This is a genomic window from Cyanobium sp. ULC082, from assembly GCF_977927535.1.
In genome coordinates this window covers 508,492-526,931 of record NZ_OZ376397.1, presented here as the reverse complement: position 1 = coordinate 526,931, position 18,440 = coordinate 508,492, and the positions used below count along the sequence as shown (strand labels likewise).

Annotated in this window: 18 protein-coding genes; 2 read left to right on the top strand and 16 right to left on the bottom strand. The window is 66.4% G+C overall.

Going from position 1 to position 18,440, the window contains the following annotated elements; genetic code table 11:
- Positions 1-13 precede the first annotated feature (13 nt).
- Positions 14-2,008 carry an ATP-dependent zinc metalloprotease FtsH gene (gene ftsH / locus ACXMDY_RS02875; RefSeq protein WP_259703069.1) on the top strand — a complete coding sequence of 665 codons (1,995 nt, stop codon included), beginning with the start codon at positions 14-16 and terminating at the stop codon, positions 2,006-2,008.
- Here ftsH and ACXMDY_RS02870 read toward each other — a convergent pair.
- The 3 genes from ACXMDY_RS02870 to thrC form a co-directional block, all read right to left on the bottom strand.
- The gene (locus tag ACXMDY_RS02870) at positions 1,949-2,926 is read right to left on the bottom strand and encodes a cupin domain-containing protein (RefSeq protein ID WP_259703068.1); all 978 of its coding nucleotides are present in this window, start codon (positions 2,924-2,926) and stop codon (positions 1,949-1,951) included. The genes ftsH and ACXMDY_RS02870 overlap by 60 nt on opposite strands.
- A 90-nt stretch (positions 2,927-3,016) precedes the next feature.
- Positions 3,017-3,292, bottom strand: coding sequence for a MoaD/ThiS family protein (locus tag ACXMDY_RS02865; RefSeq protein ID WP_259703067.1), 276 nt, complete (start codon positions 3,290-3,292; stop codon positions 3,017-3,019).
- 74 nt (positions 3,293-3,366) lie between these two features.
- Complete coding sequence (gene thrC, locus ACXMDY_RS02860; protein ID WP_259703066.1) at positions 3,367-4,653, bottom strand: threonine synthase; 1,287 nt, start codon at positions 4,651-4,653, stop codon at positions 3,367-3,369.
- 141 nt (positions 4,654-4,794) lie between these two features.
- Between thrC and ACXMDY_RS02855 the strand changes: the two genes are divergently transcribed.
- Positions 4,795-7,641, top strand: coding sequence for a UPF0182 family protein (locus tag ACXMDY_RS02855; protein WP_259703065.1), 2,847 nt, complete (start codon positions 4,795-4,797; stop codon positions 7,639-7,641).
- A gap of 105 nt (positions 7,642-7,746) precedes the next feature.
- Here ACXMDY_RS02855 and fba read toward each other — a convergent pair whose 3' ends face one another.
- From fba to ruvX, 13 genes are all read right to left on the bottom strand, one after another.
- Positions 7,747-8,820: a class II fructose-bisphosphate aldolase gene (fba, locus tag ACXMDY_RS02850; RefSeq protein WP_259703064.1), complete on the bottom strand. Its 1,074-nt coding sequence runs from the start codon at positions 8,818-8,820 to the stop codon at positions 7,747-7,749.
- A gap of 118 nt (positions 8,821-8,938) precedes the next feature.
- Positions 8,939-10,051 (bottom strand): Gfo/Idh/MocA family protein, encoded by a 1,113-nt coding sequence (locus tag ACXMDY_RS02845; RefSeq protein ID WP_259703063.1) that lies wholly within the window; start codon positions 10,049-10,051, stop codon positions 8,939-8,941.
- A complete protein-coding gene (locus ACXMDY_RS02840; RefSeq protein ID WP_259703062.1) occupies positions 10,048-10,476 on the bottom strand; it encodes a hypothetical protein in 429 nt (142 codons plus the stop codon). The genes ACXMDY_RS02845 and ACXMDY_RS02840 overlap by 4 nt, the downstream gene beginning before the upstream one ends.
- Before the next feature lie 3 nt (positions 10,477-10,479).
- A complete protein-coding gene (accD, locus tag ACXMDY_RS02835; RefSeq protein ID WP_259703061.1) occupies positions 10,480-11,355 on the bottom strand; it encodes an acetyl-CoA carboxylase, carboxyltransferase subunit beta in 876 nt (291 codons plus the stop codon).
- Positions 11,356-11,387: 32 nt separating this feature from the next.
- A complete protein-coding gene (locus ACXMDY_RS02830) occupies positions 11,388-12,221 on the bottom strand; it encodes a prepilin peptidase (RefSeq protein ID WP_259703060.1) in 834 nt (277 codons plus the stop codon).
- Positions 12,218-12,553: a hypothetical protein gene (locus tag ACXMDY_RS02825; protein ID WP_259703059.1), complete on the bottom strand. Its 336-nt coding sequence runs from the start codon at positions 12,551-12,553 to the stop codon at positions 12,218-12,220. The genes ACXMDY_RS02830 and ACXMDY_RS02825 overlap by 4 nt, the downstream gene beginning before the upstream one ends.
- 32 nt (positions 12,554-12,585) lie before the next feature.
- Positions 12,586-13,488 (bottom strand): phosphoribulokinase, encoded by a 903-nt coding sequence (locus tag ACXMDY_RS02820; RefSeq protein ID WP_259703058.1) that lies wholly within the window; start codon positions 13,486-13,488, stop codon positions 12,586-12,588.
- Between the two features lie 43 nt (positions 13,489-13,531).
- A complete protein-coding gene (leuB, locus tag ACXMDY_RS02815; RefSeq protein WP_259703057.1) occupies positions 13,532-14,605 on the bottom strand; it encodes a 3-isopropylmalate dehydrogenase in 1,074 nt (357 codons plus the stop codon).
- Positions 14,606-14,653: 48 nt separating this feature from the next.
- Positions 14,654-15,700: a UDP-3-O-(3-hydroxymyristoyl)glucosamine N-acyltransferase gene (lpxD, locus tag ACXMDY_RS02810; RefSeq protein ID WP_259703056.1), complete on the bottom strand. Its 1,047-nt coding sequence runs from the start codon at positions 15,698-15,700 to the stop codon at positions 14,654-14,656.
- A 40-nt stretch (positions 15,701-15,740) separates the two neighbouring features.
- Positions 15,741-16,865 carry a glutamate 5-kinase gene (gene proB / locus ACXMDY_RS02805; protein WP_259703055.1) on the bottom strand — a complete coding sequence of 375 codons (1,125 nt, stop codon included), beginning with the start codon at positions 16,863-16,865 and terminating at the stop codon, positions 15,741-15,743.
- The gene (locus ACXMDY_RS02800) at positions 16,862-17,344 is read right to left on the bottom strand and encodes a YqeG family HAD IIIA-type phosphatase (RefSeq protein WP_399235479.1); all 483 of its coding nucleotides are present in this window, start codon (positions 17,342-17,344) and stop codon (positions 16,862-16,864) included. The genes proB and ACXMDY_RS02800 overlap by 4 nt, the downstream gene beginning before the upstream one ends.
- Positions 17,345-17,373: 29 nt before the next feature.
- Positions 17,374-17,925 (bottom strand): DUF3727 domain-containing protein, encoded by a 552-nt coding sequence (locus ACXMDY_RS02795; RefSeq protein ID WP_259703053.1) that lies wholly within the window; start codon positions 17,923-17,925, stop codon positions 17,374-17,376.
- Positions 17,926-17,944: 19 nt separating this feature from the next.
- Complete coding sequence (ruvX, locus tag ACXMDY_RS02790) at positions 17,945-18,433, bottom strand: Holliday junction resolvase RuvX (RefSeq protein ID WP_259703052.1); 489 nt, start codon at positions 18,431-18,433, stop codon at positions 17,945-17,947.
- Positions 18,434-18,440: the final 7 nt, after the last annotated feature.

The following is an 18,440-nucleotide window of genomic DNA, read 5'->3' as shown; positions in this document are numbered from 1 at the left end:
CAGCACATCTGCCATGTATCCGCTCTGGCCATCCGGCCAAGGCCCTGTTCCGGCGATTTCCACCGATCTCTCCAGCTCAGCCAGCTCCGGTGAACCCACCATCACACCCCCGCTGACCCCCCCGGTGCAGCCGGCAGCCGAGCCTTCCCGCCCCAGCCTGCTGGGGGGTCTTGGCCAAAAAAGCTCACCGCCACCCTCCTACAGCGAGCTTCTGCAGCTGATCCGCACCGGCAAGGTCAAGGAGCTCGATCTCTCACCGCGTCAGCGGGAGGTTTCCGTTGCCTTCACCGATGGAACCCGGGCGGACGTTGCCGTCTTCGCCAATGATTCGTTGCTGCTGAGCACCGCCCAGCAGGCCAACGTGCCGCTCAGCGTCCGTGACGAGCGCGCCCAGGATGCATCGGCCGGCCTGTTGGTGAACGTTCTGCTGGTGGTTCTGCTGGTCGGCGGGCTCACCCTGCTGATCAAGCGCTCATCCCAGGTGGCCAACAAGGCCCTTGGCTTCGGCCGCAGCCAGCCGCGCCTTCAGGAGGAAGGCGCGATGACGGTGCGCTTCGAGGATGTGGCCGGCATCAATGAGGCCAAGGAGGAACTCCAGGAGGTGGTCACCTTCCTGAGGCAGCCGGAGAGGTTCACCTCGATCGGCGCCAAGATTCCCAAGGGGGTGCTGCTGGTCGGTCCGCCCGGCACGGGCAAAACCCTGCTGGCCAAGGCGATTGCCGGTGAAGCGGGCGTGCCTTTTTTCTCAATGGCCGCCTCCGAATTCGTCGAGATGTTCGTTGGCGTGGGGGCAAGCCGGGTGCGTGATCTCTTCAAACGCGCCAAGGAGAAAGCCCCCTGCATCATTTTCATCGATGAGGTCGACGCGGTCGGGCGCCAGCGTGGGGCCGGCATCGGTGGCGGCAACGACGAGCGGGAGCAGACCCTCAACCAGTTGCTCACGGAGATGGATGGGTTCGAGGAGAACTCGGGCGTGATTCTGCTGGCCGCCACCAACCGCTCCGATGTGCTGGATGTCGCCCTGACCAGGCCGGGTCGATTCGATCGGCAGATCAACGTCGACCTGCCGGACCGCCGTGGCCGCGAGGCGATCCTGGCCGTCCATGCCCGGACGCGTCCCCTTTCGCCGGAGGTGTCTCTGGCGGCCTGGGCTGCCCGGACGCCAGGTTTTTCAGGCGCCGACCTGGCCAACCTGCTCAACGAGGGAGCCATCCTCACCGCCCGGCGGCAGATGAGCTGCATCGACGATCTCGCCCTCAACGACGCCCTGGAGCGCATCACCATGGGGCTTTCCGTCGCGCCGCTCCAGGACAGCGCCAAGAAGCGGTTGATCGGCTACCACGAAGTGGGCCACGCTCTGCTGACCACCCTCCTCCCCCATGGCGATCAGCTCGACAAGGTCACCCTGCTGCCCCGCTCCGGCGGAGTGGGTGGATTTGCCCGGACCACCCCCGACGAGGACATCCTCGATTCCGGCTTGATCAGCCGGGCCTACCTCCGCGACAGGCTGGTGGTGGTGATGGGGGGAAGAGCCGCTGAACTGGTGGTGTTCGGCCCCGGCGAGATCACCCAGGGGGCCTCCGGAGACCTGCAGATGGCCACGCAGATCTGCCGTGAGATGGTGACCCGCTACGGCTTCTCCGGCCTGGGGCCCGTGGCACTCGAAGGCGATGCCGCCGAAGTTTTCCTCGGCAGAGACCTGATCCACACCCGCCCGAGCTACGCCGAAAGCACCGGCCGCAGGATTGATTCCCAGGTGCATGATCTGGCCCAGCAGGCCCTCGATCAGGCCCTCGATCTGTTGCGGCCTCGGCGCGAGCTGCTGGATCTCCTCGTCGAGCGCCTGATCGAGCAGGAAACCCTCGGTGGCGATGCGTTCCGCCAGATCGTCGAGGCCTACGAAGCCTCCCAGCTGCTCAACAAGGCCGGCGGCGACCCATCACCAGGCTCAATCCCCTTCCAGACCACTGCTGAAGCGGATGTCCAGGCTGCGCAGATAGGTGTGTAGGCCGGCGTCCTGGATCGGCAGCAGCAGGGCTGGGTGGCCGCTCTCGTTGACGTGGGAATGCCAGTGTCCCGGCGGGGTCACGAAGGCGGCGCCCGCTTCCCATTCCATCCGCAGGGGGTTGCGGATCGTGCCGTCCGGATTGAGATCGGGCCCCGAGAGGGTGGTGCAGCCCGGCTGACAGTCGATCACCAGATCGAGCGCCACGGACTGGTGACGGTGTGGCGGCTGAACCGCGCCGGCCGGGAGCAGTCCGTACATGGCCCAGAGGGTGTGGGTGACGGTGCGGCTCAGGGGGAGATCGGTGTTGGCCAGGAGCAGGCTGAGCCGGTTGCTGCGGGCGCTGGTGGGATCGGCCGCCAGAGCCTCCAGCTCCTGGCGCAGCCAGGCCGCCGGATAGTGGGTGGGAACAAAACGGGGGCTCTCTGCCCTGACCCCCAGGAAGCTGAGCAGGGGTTCGTCATGGACCCAGTACAGAACGCTTTCGGCTGTGGCTTCAAGCCGGGGAGCAACTCCGGCCGGCAGCACGAACAGGTCGCCGGTGGCCCAGGCCTGCTCGAATGCACCGCTCTGGCCAGCGCTCGGGCGGTGGCAACGCCCTTCCCCTCGCAGCACGAAGAAAAGGGAACTGGTGGCATTGACACCCACCGGGAGGCCTTCCCCCGGGAGGATCCGCACGAAGTTGGCCGAGAGCGCAGGGCTGGTGGCCGGCCCCTGGCAACCCAGCCCGGCGCTGAGATCAAGAGGAATGATGGCCGTCGGCCCCGCGGCATGGAGATCGGGCCCCCAGCGACCTTCCGGAATCGGCTCGGTGAGGCCCCGGCGGACCGGATTGGCCGCCAGGCGATAGTCGAACAGCAGGGCCTTGCCATGGACCGGCTGGCTGGAGCCGGTTGCCGGGGGACGGGTTGCCTGGGTCATCGTTCCAGCCGGATCAGAACAAAAGCCTATGGGGCTGGAGGGAAGGATTGCCGGATCGCTGTGTTCTCAGACTGACTGGCCCGGTGGGGTTCAGCCACCAGCCACGGCGGGAACGATGCTCACTTCATCGCCATCGCTGAGGACGGTGGCCTGATGATCGAGAAAGCGGATGTCCTCGCTGTTGACGTAGACGTTCAGGAAGCGCCGCAACTTGCCGTTGTCATCGGTGAGGCGGGCCAGGATGCCGGGGAAGTGAACGTCGAGAGCCTGAAGCATCTCCTCGACCGTGCCGGCTTCCAGATCCACGCTGGATTGATCGGCGGTGAACTTCTGGAGCGGAGTTGGGATCAGAACCTGAATCGACATCGGCGGATGGGTGGGGGTGAAAACAACAGCGGCCTGATCGCTAAGGCAGAACGGAGCGCAGAACCGGGCAGGGATCAGACCCCCATCGGCTCCCAGCTGGCCCGTTGCAGGGACTGGGCCCGCTCCCAGGCCGCGTTGAAGCTGGCCAGCTGGGGTTCGATTGTGTGGGGCTGACCCACCACCCCGCTGATCGCCTCGAGGGTTTTCAGGCCATTGCCGGTGATGTAGGCCACGGTGGTTTCCTCTGGATCAATCGTGCCCTGCTCGGCCAGCTTCTTCAGCACGGCGATCGTGGTGCCACCGGCGGTTTCGGTGAACACGCCCTCCGTTTCGGCCAGCAGCTGGATGCCGGCCACGATCTCCTCATCGGTGACCGAGCTGATCGTGCCGCCGCTGCGGCGGGCCAGATCCAGGGCGTACGGACCGTCTGCGGGATTGCCGATCGCGATCGATTTGGCAATGGTGTTGGGTTTCACCGGGGTGATGAAATCACGACCGGCGGCAAAAGCCTGGGCGATCGGCGAGCAGCCTTCGGCCTGGGCACCGCTGAAGCGGACTGACTTCTCCTCGACAAGCCCCACCTTGATGAAATCATCGAATCCCTTGCGGATCTTGGTGAACAGGGAGCCTGAGGCCAGGGGAGCCACGATGTGGTCGGGGAGTTGCCAGCCGAGCTGCTCGATCACCTCGTAGCCCAGGGTTTTGGAGCCCTCCGAGTAGTAGGGCCTGAGGTTGATGTTCACGAAGCCCCAGCCATAGGTGTTGGCCACCTCTGAGCAGAGCCGGTTCACCTGGTCGTAGTTGCCCTTCACCGCCATCAGGGTGGGGTTGTAGATCAAGGTGCCCAGCACCTTGCCGAGCTCCAGATCGCTGGGGATGAACACACAGCATTCGAGCCCGGCATGGGCGGCGATGGCGGCGGTGGAATTGGCCAGATTCCCGGTGGAGGCGCAACTCACCGTGGTGAATCCCAGTTCCCGTGCCCTGGTGAGTGCCACCGACACCACCCGGTCCTTGAAGGAGAGGGTCGGCATGTTGACGCCGTCGTTCTTGATGTAGAGGTGCTTGAGACCCAGACGGCGTGCCAGCCGGTTGGCCCGCACCAGGGGGGTGAAGCCGGTGCCGACATCGATCGGATCCCCCTCGATCGGCAGGAATTCGCGATACCGCCAGATTGAGCTGGGGCCAGCCTCGATCGAGGCCCTGCTCACCCGCGCTCGAATTGCCTCGTAGTCGTAGACAACCTCAAGCGGTCCGAAGCAGACGTCTTCGCAGACATGCAGAGCGCTGGCGGGGTAGGGGTGGCCACACTCCTTGCAACGAAGGCCTGTGAACGTGGCGCGGGAGAGGGTGGCCGTCACGGTCCCACAGCAGCAGAACAGCAAGCTAGCAGCGCCGTTCAACCGGCCAGACAAATCCCGACCTTGCGGATCTGGATAAAAGGTAGTTGCTGGATTCCAGGCTGACGGCCCATTCGCCGAACCACTGTCTAGCCTCAGGCCGTGGCCTTGCGTTCTCCGCCCCGCTTGCTGCTGGCCAAGGCCGCGGCACTCCTCTCCCTCGCGGCCTTCCTGCTGGGGGTCGCTGTTCCACGCCTGGGAATCGAATGGGAGTGGTTCGCCCAGTTCGGCTTCGAATCCGTGGCGCTGCGCCGCTGGCTGCTCCAGCTGGTCGCCTTTCTGCTGGTGATGGGGCTGGGAGTGCCGCTCCAGCTGCAGCAACTCAAACGCTGCTGGATCCTGAGGCAACGGGCCGGGTCGAAACCCCTGCCTGCCATGGCGCTGCTCCAGCTGGACAGCGGCTCGCTTCTGGCCATTCTGGCGGTCCTGCTGGTCATGCTCGTGGGTGGGCTGGCCTATCTGGGGGTGCAGGCGAGGGGATTGATCGCAGCTCCGTTCAGCGGTGATGTGATCAGCGGGTTCCCCGTTGTTGCCGACCTGCCGCCCCTGCTACTGGCCGGCCTTGGGGCTGCCCTGCTGCTGCCGCTGATGGTCTGGCCCCTCACCACCCTGCGGTTGCTGCTGTCCGCGGCCCTGGCCGGATCGGCCACGGCCCTGGCCCGCGGCTGGAGCCTCTGGGTTCCGGCTCTGCTGGCTGTCCCCTTCGATGCCAGCGACCCGCTCACAGGGTTCGACCTCAGCTTCACGGTGCTGCAATTGCCGGCCCTGAGGCTGTTGCTCAGCGTTCTGTTCGCCCAGGCGACCGTTGGCCTGGCCGGTTGCCTCTGGCTCACCTTCACCGAGGGCAGCACGTTGAGTGATCTGCACTTCGTCGGGCTCAGCCTCGACCAGAAAGCGGTGCTCAAGCCCCAGATCGCCGTTCTGGCGGCTGTGGCTGCGCTGAGCGCGGCCCTGTCCCCCTTTGATCTGATGGTGCACGGCAGTGGGGTGGCCTCCGGGGCCGGTTTCGTTGATCTGCATGTGCGCTTGCCGTTGCGGCTGCTGCTTTCAGTGTTGCTGGCGCTGACGGCGTTCGGCCTGGTGGTGCCGATGCGACGCCACTGGTTGCGCCAACTCACCCTGCTGCCCCTGGTGGGAACCGCCCTGCTGCTGCCGATCGCTGAATTCCTGGTGGCGCCACAGGTGCAGCGGCTCTGGGTGGAACCCAGGGAGCTGGTGGTGGAAACGGAGTACCTGAAACGGAGCATCAGCGCCACCCGAAAGGCCTTCGGTCTGAACAACGTCAAAGAGCTCACCCTCAAGCCCAAACAACAGCTCACCCAGGCCGATCTCGATGCCGCGCCGGGAACCCTGGCCAACATCCGCCTCTGGGACAGCCGGCCACTGCTGGCCGCCAACCGCCAGCTGCAGCAGCTCCGGCTCTATTACACCTTTCCCTCAGCGGCGGTCGATCGCTATGTGCTCGGGGATCCGAACCAGAACACGGTGTCCCAACAGGTGCTGATCGCGGCGCGGGAAATCGACACCAGCGCCTTGCCGAGCGGCTCACGCACCTGGCTGAACCGGCATCTGGTCTTCACCCATGGCTACGGCTTCACGGTGTCACCTGTGAACGTCTTCGGGCCCGATGGGCTGCCCAGTTTCCTGGTGAAGGATCTCGGGCCCAGCGCTGTTGTCCAGGGCATCGCCGCCCTGGGGATCAGCGATGCGAGTGCCAGAAGGGCTTTCCCGGTGGGCCGTCCCCGCCTCTACTACGGCTCGGCACCAGCGTCCTACGCCATTGCGCCGACCCAGGTGGAGGAGTTCGACTATCCGTCGGGAGAGCTCAACGTCTGGAACCACTTCGAAGGGACGCTGGGCATCCGACTCGGCAATGCCTGGCAGCGGTTCAAGGCGGCCACCTACCTCAGCGAGCCCAGGGTGCTGTTCAGCGGGTCCTTCACTCCCCGATCGCTCCTGCTGATCCGGCGCCAGGTGAAGGAGCGGCTCCGGGCCCTGGCCCCCTTCCTCTCCTTCGAAAGCGAGCCATATCTCGTCACCGTCGACCTGAAGACCAGCCCGGGGCACCGGCCCGGCCAGCACCAGTACTGGATGCTCGATGGGTTCACCACAAGCCGCAGCTACCCCTACAGCGAGGCCAATGCCAGTGGAATCCGCTACCTGCGCAATCCGGTCAAGGCCGTGGTGGATGCCCATGACGGCCGCCTCTGGCTCTACGTGAGCGACCCTTCCGATCCCATTCTCCGCACCTGGCAACGGGCCTTCCCCGAGCTGTTCAGACCGATCGCGGCAATGCCGAAGCCGTTGTTGCAGCACATCCGCGTGCCGCTCAGCCAGTTCGCGATTCAATCGGAGCGGCTGCTGCGTTATCACGTGACCGACGTGCGGACCTTCTACAACAGTGAGGACGAGTGGGCGGTGCCTTCGGAGATCTACGACTCCAAATCCGTACCGGTTCAGCCGTATCACGCCACCCTGCAGCTGCCGGGGGAACAGAAGCCGGAGTTCGTCCTGCTGCTGCCCTTCTCGCCGGTGAAACGCTCCAATCTGGTCGGTTGGCTGGCGGCCCGGAACGATCCACCCAACTACGGAGAGCTGCTGCTCGTGCGTTTTCCCCAGCAGCGCCTCCTGCTGGGCCCCGAGCAGATTTCCTCCCTGATCGCCCAGGATCCGCAGATCAGTCTTCAGTTCGGCCTCTGGGGCCGGGCCGGCGGCTCCCAGCTGGTGCGCGGCAACCTGCTTGTCCTGCCGGTGGGGGAGGGATTGCTGTATGTGGAGCCGATCTATCTGCGTTCCAGCAGCAATGATCTGCCGACCCTGGTGCGGGTGGTGGTGACCGATGGTCGCCGCTTCGTGATGGAACGGGACCTGGCCACGGCCTTGAAGAAGCTCGTTTCGGTGGCTGGTTCCCCGGCCTTCCAGATCCCGGGCTTCGCAGCGATTCCGTGAGCCGGCGGCCCTTGAGGCTGGTCCTGCGAGCCTGGCCCAAAAAAATGGGGAGAGCTGACGCTCTCCCCGGACTGATCGGCCTGGCCTGCGGCCCCGGCTCGGAGCTCAGACCGCCACGGCTGTTTTGGGGTCGAGCAGGCCCTTGGCGTAGAGATCGGCGTAGAAGTTGATGTTCTGCTGCTTGATCTTGCTGGCCTGGCCGGCACACCAGAATTGCTGATAGCGATCAAGGCAGACCTGCTTCATGTAGGCCCTGGCCGGCTTGTTGAAGTGGCGGGGGTCGAAGTTGGCAGGATCCTTGAAAGCGGCCTCCCGGACGGCAGCGGTGAAGGCCAGGCGGTTGTCGGTGTCGATGTTGATCTTGCGCACACCGTTCCTGATGCCGTTCTGGATCTCTTCCACCGGCACCCCGTAGGTTTCGGGGATCGAGCCGCCGTACTTGTTGATCATGTCAAGCCACTCCTGGGGGACGGAGCTGGAACCGTGCATCACCAGGTGGGTGTTGGGGATGGCCTTGTGGATCTCGGCAATCCTGGAGATGGCCAGCACTTCGCCGGTGGGCTTGCGGGTGAACTTGTAGGCGCCGTGGCTGGTGCCGATCGCGATCGCGAGGGCATCCACTTTCGTCTTGGCCACGAAATCGGCCGCCTCGGCAGGATCGGTGAGCAGCTGGTCACGGGAGAGGGCGCCATCGAAGCCATGGCCGTCCTCGGCCTCACCCTTGCCGGTTTCCAGGGATCCCAGGCAACCGAGCTCCCCTTCCACACTCACGCCGATGGCGTGGGCCACATCCACCACTTCCTTGGTGACAGCGACGTTGTAGTCGTAGCTGGCGGGAGTCTTGGCGTCTGCTTCCAGGGAGCCATCCATCATCACGGAAGTGAAGCCGTTGGCGGCGGCACCGAAGCAGGTGGCCGGGCTGTTGCCGTGGTCCTGGTGCATCACCACCGGAATGCCCGGATAGGTTTCGACAGCGGCCAGGATCAGGTGGCGCAGGAAGTTTTCTCCGGCGTACTGGCGGGCGCCACGGGAGGCCTGCAGGATGACGGGACTGTCGGTTTCGTAGGCAGCCTCCATGATTGACTGCACCTGCTCCAGGTTGTTGACGTTGAAGGCGGGGATGCCATAGCCGTTCTCAGCGGCGTGGTCGAGCAGCAGCCGAAGCGGAACGAGGGCCATGGTGAAAACCTCTGGAGGAAGTGGTGGATGGAGCGTCGGTGGAACCGGCTGGGCCGGACTGCAGACGATCGGGGACCCAACGGTGTTGGAGCAAAGACCCAACCGGGTTGGGGGGATTCTAGGTGATGCTCTGGCGCTGACCTGATTCCGCCGCGGCCAGGGCCAGATCGCAGCATCGCTGACTGTGATAGCCCTCTCCGAGACCCGGCACCATCGGCCTGCCCTCGCGCACGCTGGCACTCCAGGCCGCATGGATCCTGGCCACCGGAGCAATCCGGCCATCAGCCCAGGTGCGGGAGAACGCAAAACGGGGATCCACGGGAACCGGCTGCAGGGAGGCCGTCCCAGTCGAGCGCCAGAGCTGGAAGCCATGCACATAGTCGGCCTGGTTGTCGCTGCCGAGCACCAGGGCGCCCTTGCTGCCATGCAGCTCGAGCCAGCAGCCCCGCCCTGGCCGCGTCACCGAGGCCAGGCTGAGCTGGGCGGGGACCCTGCCGGCCGCACCGGCCTGCAGATCGATCGACAGCAGGGCGATGTCGTCGGCATCCACCACGCCCTGACCACCGCTGCCGTCGGCCAGGGGCCTGCTCGCAATGGCGGTGGACAGGGAGGCCGAGACGGATGTGGACGGTCCGATCAGCCAATGCAGCATGTCGAAGGCATGGGTGCCCAGGGCTCCGAGCACCCCGCCCCCTTCCTGACGCTGGGAATACCAGCTCCAGGGCCGGCCGGCATCGGCACGGCTGCCCATCAGCCAGTCCAGCTTCACCAGCCAGGGCTCACCGATCACCCCGCCCGCGAGCAGCGCTTCGAGCTGCAGGAACATCGGCACGGCCCGGTACTCGAAATCAACCGCCACGCTCAAGCCGGCCGTCACGGCCAGTCGTTGCAGATCAAGGATCTGCTCGGCATGGAGGCAGACGGGTTTTTCGAGCATCAGGTGTTTGCCCGCTGCGAGGGCGGCGCGGGCGAGGGCAAACCGGGGTGCGGGTGGGGTCGCGATCACCACCGCCTCGATGCTCGGATCGGCGAGCAGCGCCTCGAAATCGCTGAACCCCGGCAAGCCGGACGATCGGCAGGCGGCCTCCAGCCGGGCCGGGCGGGGATGCCAGAGCGCCACCGCTTCGGTGTTCGGGCAGGCCTGCAGGGCGGGCAGATGGACAGCGGCGCCGAAACCCAGACCTGCGACCGCGACCTTCAGAGGTGGGGAGGTTGCTGAGGCCACGTTCATCCGGAGGCCAGCAGGGGAAGGCCGGCCGCACAGGCCTCTTGCAGCACGGCACGGATCAGGGAGTCGCCATCGGCGGGCTGCCAGGCCGCCCTGAAGCGGGGCAGACCATTGACGGAGGTGTCGCGGAAGCGCTGCTGGAGACAATCCACCTCCATCACATAAAGCTCTCCCGCCTGGCTGGTGTCGGCTGGCTTGTAGCGGCTCAGGACCGACAGGTAGCCATCCCGGCTGCGCCGCAGGCTGCCCTCATCCCACCACTGCCGGCCCTCTGCACTGGCGGCAACCTCCTTCCAGCTGACGGGGGAAGCCAGGAGCGGGGCCGCTCCCACCAGAAGGCTGACCGCCAGGGAAAAGGCCAGGGCCAGCCTGAACCACCAGCCTGCTGGGCCCTGGGATCTCCAGCTCAGCGGTCGACGTCCGTGCATGGCTCAGGCCGCCACCGGACAGCCGCAGCCGTGCAGACGGAGCAGGCTGGCCAGGATGGTCTTCTGCCGGGTGCGAGGCACGATCAGATCGATGAAACCGTGGTCCTGGAGGTACTCGGCGGTCTGGAAGCCATCGGGAAGCTTCTCCCGCAGGGTCTGCTCGATCACACGACGGCCGGCAAAGCCGATCAGCGCCTTCGGCTCGGCCAGAATCAGATCACCGAGCATCGCGAAGCTGGCCGTCACCCCGCCGGTGGTGGGATGGGTGAGCAGGGGGATGTAGAGGAGTTCAGCCTGGCGATGGCGCTGCAGGGCACCGGAGATCTTGGCCATCTGCATCAGGCTGAGCATCCCCTCCTGCATGCGGGCACCGCCGGAGGCGCAGACGATCACCACCGGGACCCGCCGATCCGTCGCCGCCTCGATCAGTCGGGTGAGCTTCTCCCCCACCACCGACCCCATCGAACCGCCCATGAAGCGGAAATCCATCACCCCCAGGGCCAGAGGGATCCCATCCAGGCGGCCGAAACCGGTGACGACGGCATCCCGCAGTCCGGTGCTGCCCTGGGTGTCGAGGATGCGATCGGCGTAGCTGCGGCGATCCTTGAAGGCCAGCGGATCCGTGGGGGAAAGCTCACGATCGATCGGCTCGAAACTGCCCTCATCGGCCATCAGCCGCAGCCGGGCGGCGCTGTCAATCCGGTGGTGATGGCCACATCCGCTGCAGACACTGGCGTTGGCGATCAGATCCTTGCGGTAGACCACCAGGGAACATTCCGGACATTTGCTCCAGAGGCCATCGCCGTCCTCGACGTCCTGGGCGGCACGCACCACCGGTGTGGTCTTGCGGCGATCGGCGAACCAGTCGAACAGCGACATCGATGATCAGCGGGATCGGAGCGATCCCTCCATTAAAGGCTGAAGCCGCTGAAGAAAGCTTCCTGCTGCCGCAGCCACCAGGCTTCACCGGCCAGCCAGACAGCGAGGCCACCGAAGGCCAGAAACGGCCCGAATGGAAAGGGTTGCCTGGGCTTGAGCCATCCGCACAGCCTGGCCACCCCGCCGACCAGAGCTCCCGCCAGCACCGCCAAGCTCACCGCCAACCCCATGCCGAGCAGGCCCAGCCAGGCCCCCAGCAGGGCGGTGAGCTTGGCATCGCCGAGGCCAAGGGCGGGTTGGCCGATCAACCGCTCAGCCAGGGCACTGAGGCCCTCGAAGGCCAGAAGCCCGATGGCCGCGGCGAGCAGGTGATCGAACAGCTGGGCGCGGGCAAAGCCCGCCGACTGACTCAGCCCCAGCGTGGTGGTGATGGCCAGGCCCAGCAGCAGGCCCCAGCGGCAGAGGGGTTCCGGCAGCCAGAGGTGATCGCAGTCGATCAGCACCAGCGGAATCAACCAGCTCACCAGCAGCCAACCGGCCGGCAGCAGCAGCCAGGGGGAAACCGGTCCCATGGCGTCCGGCCTGGCCAGCAGCACCGCCACCCAGAGCCCGGCCGTGAGCAGTTCCACCAGGGGATAGCGCACGGCGATCGGCCCCTGGCAGTGGCCGCAGCGGCCGCGACGCCGGAGCCAGCCCAGCACCGGCAGATTGTCATGCCAGGCAAGGCTGCTGCCACAGCGAGGGCAGCGGCTGGCGGGGAAGAACAGGGATTCCTGGCGGGGCAGCCGCCAGGCCACCACATTGAGAAAGCTGCCGACGCAGGCACCCAGAAGGGCGACCAACAGGGCCAGGGCTGGATCGGTCATGGCGAGCGGAAGCCGCGGGGCCGTCCGCCCCGGCTGCGGATCAGATCCAGGGGGATGAATTGCTCCTCGGGCAGAAGCACCGGTGTGTCGAAGACCACCCGACCCTGGGAGCTGTGACCCTGCAGAACAATCCCGATCGGGGCCCCGCCGGCCGGGCACTGTTCAACGTAATGAAAATAGATCTGACGAGCCCTCCTGAGCACATCTCCACTGTTGATCTGATCCCAGCGCAGGGGGCTGACGCCCTGGCCACCGGCTCCGCGGATCACGAAGGATGGAGCGGAGCAGGGGGTGCTGGGTTCAGGGGGTGTGGTGAAGGAGATTGGCCTCACCAAAGACAGATCGATGGTGAGAGCTTAATCGGTCAGGTCGCTTTTTCCTTCTCCTCGATCATTCGATGGATGATCGGGGTGAGGATGATCTCCATGGCGAATCCCATCTTGCCGCCATTGACGACGATGCTGGTGGGGCTGGACATGAAGGAGTCGTGGATCATCCGGAGCAGATAGGAGAAATCGATCCCCCACTTCTCCCTGGCCCCCTTGCGAAAATGGATGATCACGAAGCTCTCATCCGGAGAGGGGATGTTCCGGCAGATGAACGGGTTGGAGGTGTCCACCGTGGGCACGCGCTGGAAGTTGATATCCGTGCGGCTGAACTGGGGACAGATGTGGTTGATGTAGTCGGGCATGCGCCGCAGGATCGTGTCCACGATCGCATCGGCTGAATAGCCCCGCTCGGCGTTATCCCGGCTGATCTTCTGGATCCACTCCAGGTTGGCGATCGGCACCACACCGATCAGCAGATCCACCAGGGAGGCCACGTCATAGCCCTCACCGACCACGCCACCGTGGAGGCCCTCGTAGAAGAGCAGGTCGGTATCGGGGGGCATCGCCTCCCAGGGGGTGAACTGACCCGGTTCGAGGCTGGTGCCGAGGCGGCTGTTGTGCTGGGCGGCTTCCTCCGGACTGTGCAGGTAGTAGCGCTTTTCACCCTGGCCGGTTCCGGCATAGGAGTGAAAAACCTCCTGAAGCTTTTCGAACACGTTCGCTTCCGGTCCGAAGTGGGAGAAGTTGACACCCGCTGCCTGGGCCTTGGCCATCTCCTGCTTCATCGGTCCCCGTTCAAAACGGTGGAAGCTGTCGCCCTCCACCACCACCGGAACGATGCCTTCACGCTCGAAGATGTGCTCGAAGGCGCGTTTGACGGTGCTGGTCCCGGCGCCGGAAGACCCGGTGACAGCCACAATCGGGTGACGCTTGGACATCGGCGACAGGGGAAAGGCGAGTTCGAGTTTCGCAGGTCACCGGTCAGAGGGCGGCCAGCACCAGTTCCCCCATCCGCCGGCAGCCCACAGTCGTCTCGCCGGGACCGGCCAGGTCGGCGGTGCGATGCCCGGCCGCCAGCGCCCGGGCCACGGCCTCCTCCAGGTCGGCGGCGGCGGCCGGCTGCTTCAGGCCCACCCGCAGCAGCATGGCGCCGGAGAGCACCATCGCCAGCGGATTGGCCTTGTCCTGACCGGCGATGTCCGGCGCCGAACCATGCACCGGCTCGAACACCCCCGGTCCGCTGGAGCCCAGCGAGGCCGAAGGAAGCAGGCCGATGCTGCCGGTCAGCATGGCGGCCTCGTCGCTGAGGATGTCGCCGAACAGGTTGCTGGTGAGCAGCACATCGAACTGCTTGGGGGCCCGCACCAGTTGCATCGCGGCGTTGTCGACGTACAGATGGCTGAGGGCCACTGATGGGTACTCGGTGCTGATCGCCTCGACCCGGTCACGCCAGAGCTGGCTCACATCCAGCACGTTCGCCTTGTCGACGCTGCAGAGTCTGCTGTCGCGTTCGCTTGCCAGCTGGAAGGCCACACGGGCGATCCGATCGATTTCATAGTCGCTGTAGGCCATCGTGTTGAAGGCCCGCACATGGCCGTCGGCCTCCACCCGCCCCTTCGGTGTGCCGAAGTAGATGCCGCCGGTGAGTTCCCGCACCACCATCAGATCCACACCCTCGATCACCTCGGGCTTGAGGCTGCTGGCGCCGACCAGGGCCGGGATGACCTTGACCGGGCGCAGATTGGCGAACAGCTCCAGGCCGGATCTCAGCCCCAGCAGGCCGCTCTCCGGCCGCTGGGCCCTCGGCAGCCCGTCATAGCGGGGGCCACCGATGGCGGCCAGCAGCACCGCATCACTCTCTCGGCAGGCCTCCAGGGTGCTGGCGGGAAGCGGCTCCCCGTGGGCATCGATGGCGGCGCCACCGATCGGATGGGCGTTGTAGTTCAGCTCGAAGCCATAGCGCCCGCTCACAGCATCGAGCAGTTGACAAGCCACGGCCGTGATCTCCGGTCCAATGCCATCACCGGGCAGGAGGGTGATCCGGTAGCTGGTCATGGCTGGGGGGGTGTGGCGGATGGTGCAGCCGGAGGCTACCGCTGCCCATCACCCTGACCCGTCGGCATTCCGGCTGAGCTGGCGCACCGTACGGGCCAGCTCGGGCAGCTTGTTGAAGGCGGCTGAACAGCGCAGCCAGAGGCGATTCGGGATGGCCGGGTAGCCGCTGACCACCTCGCCGGCAGCCACCTCGCCGTGGATCCCCGACTTGGATGAAGCGATCGCGCCGTCACCGATCCTGGCCCGGTTGGCCACCCCCACCTGTCCCGCCAGGATGACGCCATTGCCGAGGCGGGCTCCACCGGCGATGCCCACCTGGGCCGCCAGGGCACAGCCCTTGCCGGTGACCACGCCATGGCCCACATGGACCAGGTTGTCGATCTTGGTGCCGGCGCCGATGCGGGTATCACCCACCGACGGCCGATCGATCGTGCTGCCGCAGCCCACCTCCACCCCGTCTTCCAGCACCACCAGCCCGGTCTGGGGCATTTTTCGCCACCCCGCCGCGGTGGGAACGAAACCGAAGCCTTCGGAGCCGATCACGGCGTTGGAGTGGACGACGCAGTGGCGGCCCAGGCGACTGCCTGAATGGAGCACCGCATGGGCGTGGATCTCGCAACCCTCAGCGATCTGAACATCCGGGTAGAGCACTGCCCCGGGGTGGAGGGTGCAGCCAGCACCGACCACACTCCCCTCACCCACCACGACATGGGCACCGAGATGAACATCGGCGCCGAGCCGGGCATCGGCTGCGACGACGGCGCTCGGGTGGCGACCGGGCGGCAGGATTCTGGCGGGATGGAGGGTTTCGAGGGCCTCCGCGAAGCCGAGGCGTGGATTGCGCAGACCGATCCAGGCCATGCCCCGCTGGCTGGCGAGCTGCTGCAGGGCCGGATCCTCTGGCAGGAGCAGGGCCGAGGCTGCGCAGGCTGGGAGCAGGGCGGCGAGGCTGTGGCCCGGCTCGAGGAAGGCCAGTGCACCCGGACCGGCCTGGTCGACGGCGGCACAGGCACCGAGCTCGGGATCGTCGGCCAGATGGACGGGACTGCCGCCACTGGCCTCACTCAGGTGGGTGAGCAGTTCGCTGAAGCGCATCTCCGGGGACCGGGGGCGGCCGGATCGTAGGCCCGCAGTCCTAGGGGAGGATCGCCGCTGCTGCGGTCAGCACCAGATGGTCGCGGTGCACCACCGCATCTCCACTCGGCTGGCCGAGGGCCCGCTGGGCCGCCTCACTGCTGAGGCCCTGCACCTTCCTCAGTTCATCGCTGCTCAGAGCCGTGAGGCCCCGGCCGATCTCCTCACCCTGCAGCGAGAGCAGACGCACGGCATCACGACGCCCGAAGCTGCCCTCCACCCGCTGAATGCCCACGGCCAGGAGGGAAGCACCCCGCTCCAGCAGGGCCCGCTCGGCCCCTGCATCGATGATCAGGTTGCCGCGGGGAATCAGGGCATGGGCCAGCCAGCCCTTGCGATCCGGCAGGGGAGTGGAACTGGGCTGGAAGACGGTGCCCAGCCGCTCCCCGGCCAGCAGGGCATCGAGCACCGCCGGGTCCCGGCCATCGGCGAGGCGCACGCGGACGCCGCTGGAGGTGGCGATCCGGGCGGCGGTGAGCTTGGTGGTCATGCCGCCGGTGCCCCAGCGGCCACCGCCGCTGGCGACGCCGCTGAGCCGGGCGAGTTCGATCAGATCACGCACCTCCTCGATCGGCTCGGCGGTGGCATCGCTGCGGGGATCACCGGAGTAGAGATGATCCACATCGGTGAGCAGCACCAGCTCATCGGCGCCGATCGCCACCGCCACCAGAGCCGAAAGGGTGTCGTTGTCGCCGAAGCGCAATTCATCGGTGGCCAGGGTGTCGTTCTCGTTGACCACCGGCACCACACCCCAGCTGAGCAACTGCTCCAGGGTGCGGCAGGCGTTCTGATACCGACGGCGTGACGCCAGATCGCCGCGGGTGAGCAGCACCTGGGCCACCGTTTCGCCGTGGCGGGCGAAGGAGGCTTCATAGAAGCCCATCAGCCTCCCCTGGCCGATGGCGGCGGCGGCCTGCAGCGCCACCACTTCGCCGGGCCGCTGGGCCAGCTTCAGGGCATGGCAACCGAGCCCCACCGCACCACTGGTGACCAGGGTGATCGCCTCACCGCAGCGACGCTGGCGGCTGAGGCTTTCAGCCAGCCCATCAATCACCTGGGCGGTGTCACGGCCCGCCGTGCCACGCAACAGGCTGGTACCCACCTTGATCACCCGCCGGAAGCTCATCGACCCAGGCTGGCCCCCATCCAGCGGGCCAGGCTCAGCTCGGCGCGCTGCAGCCGATCCCGCTCGCAGGTGAGGCCCTGGGGATCCACAGGCTTGACCAGCACTGTGAACAGCCCCAGCCGATTGCCGGCCAGAACATCAGTGAACAGCCTGTCCCCCACCATCGCCACCTGGTGGGGGGGCAGACCCAGCTCGGCCAGCACCTTGCGGAGGGCACGGCGGCGGGGCTTTCCCGCCGAGGTGGTGAAGGGCAGATCGAGCCGGTTGGCGACGGCACCGATGCGGCGCCGGGAGGGGTTGTTGCTGAACAGGTGCAGACGCAGGTGCTGCTGTGCCTCGCGCAACCATTGCTCCATCGCCGGGGGCAGTTCTGAGCGGTGGCGGGGCAGCAGCGTGCGATCCACATCCAGGATCAACGCCTTGATCTGTCCATTGAACAGACGCTCCAGAGGCAGCTGGGCCAGGCTGGTGTCCAGCATCCAGCTGGGTTGGAGCAGTCGCTGAAGCTTCACCCAGCCAGCTCCCGATCATCGAGTTCAGCCTCGATCAAGGGCTGCACCCGCTCGAATTCCTCTCCTTCCACCACGATGGCGTCACCGTCCTGCATGCGGGCGACCACAAAGAATGGGTCAAGGGGGATATAAAGCCCGTACTCGCCATTGTCGACCATGAAGCTGACCAGGAGTTCGTAGGTGTCGGTCTCGTCATCCGCCTCCTCGTCGTCGAATTCATCGAGATCAGGCTCCTCCAGCTCACCGCTCACGGTGAGGGTGACGGCGGAGCGCACCAGCAGCAGATCATGTTCCTGCAGGACCACGTCGGCCACCGAGAGAATCGGTTCGCTGGTGTGGATCGTTTCGATCAGCTCAGGCTCCTCGTCGTCCCCGTGCATGCGGAACAGACAGACCGGGGTGTCAACGGGGGTGAGCAGGGCGTAATCCCGGCCATCGAGAGGGATGAGCTGCTCCAGGTAGCAGAGAAGCTGGCGTCCCATGTCATCCCGGACCACCACCGTCGGAATGTCACCGGATCCGGCGTTCAAAGGTCCTTCAGCACTCATGGGCACATGGCAATCCCCCTCAGGATGTCGCAGCGTCGGCCGGCTGGCCGCCCGGCTGGGTCGAAAGCCTGACCGGACCCGGCTCCGGTCCTTCACTCAACCACTGCTGCAGCAGCAGGGCAGCCGCTGCGGAATCGAGGCGGCCGCTGCGGTCGCCGTGCAGGCCGTGCCGTTCGCCGGCTTCCCAGCTGCTGCCGTACTCGTTCACCCAGGCCAGGGGCAGATCGAGCGCCCTGGCAAGGCTTTCGCCATAGCGGCGGCAATGGAGGGCCTGGGGGGTGGGGCGCTGCCGGGAATCGAGGGGAAGCCCGACCACAAGGGCTGTGACCTGGCGCTGCTGGATCAGGGGCAGCAGCTGCTGGAGGTCTTCCTCGAGGCTGCGGCGCAGCAGGGCCGGCAGGCGGATCACCGTCAACCCGAGTGGATCGCATCCGGCCAGGCCGATCCGTCGCCGCCCCACATCAAGGGTGAGCACGGATCGGGGCCGGGGTGCCTGGCGCGGGCTCAACCGAAGC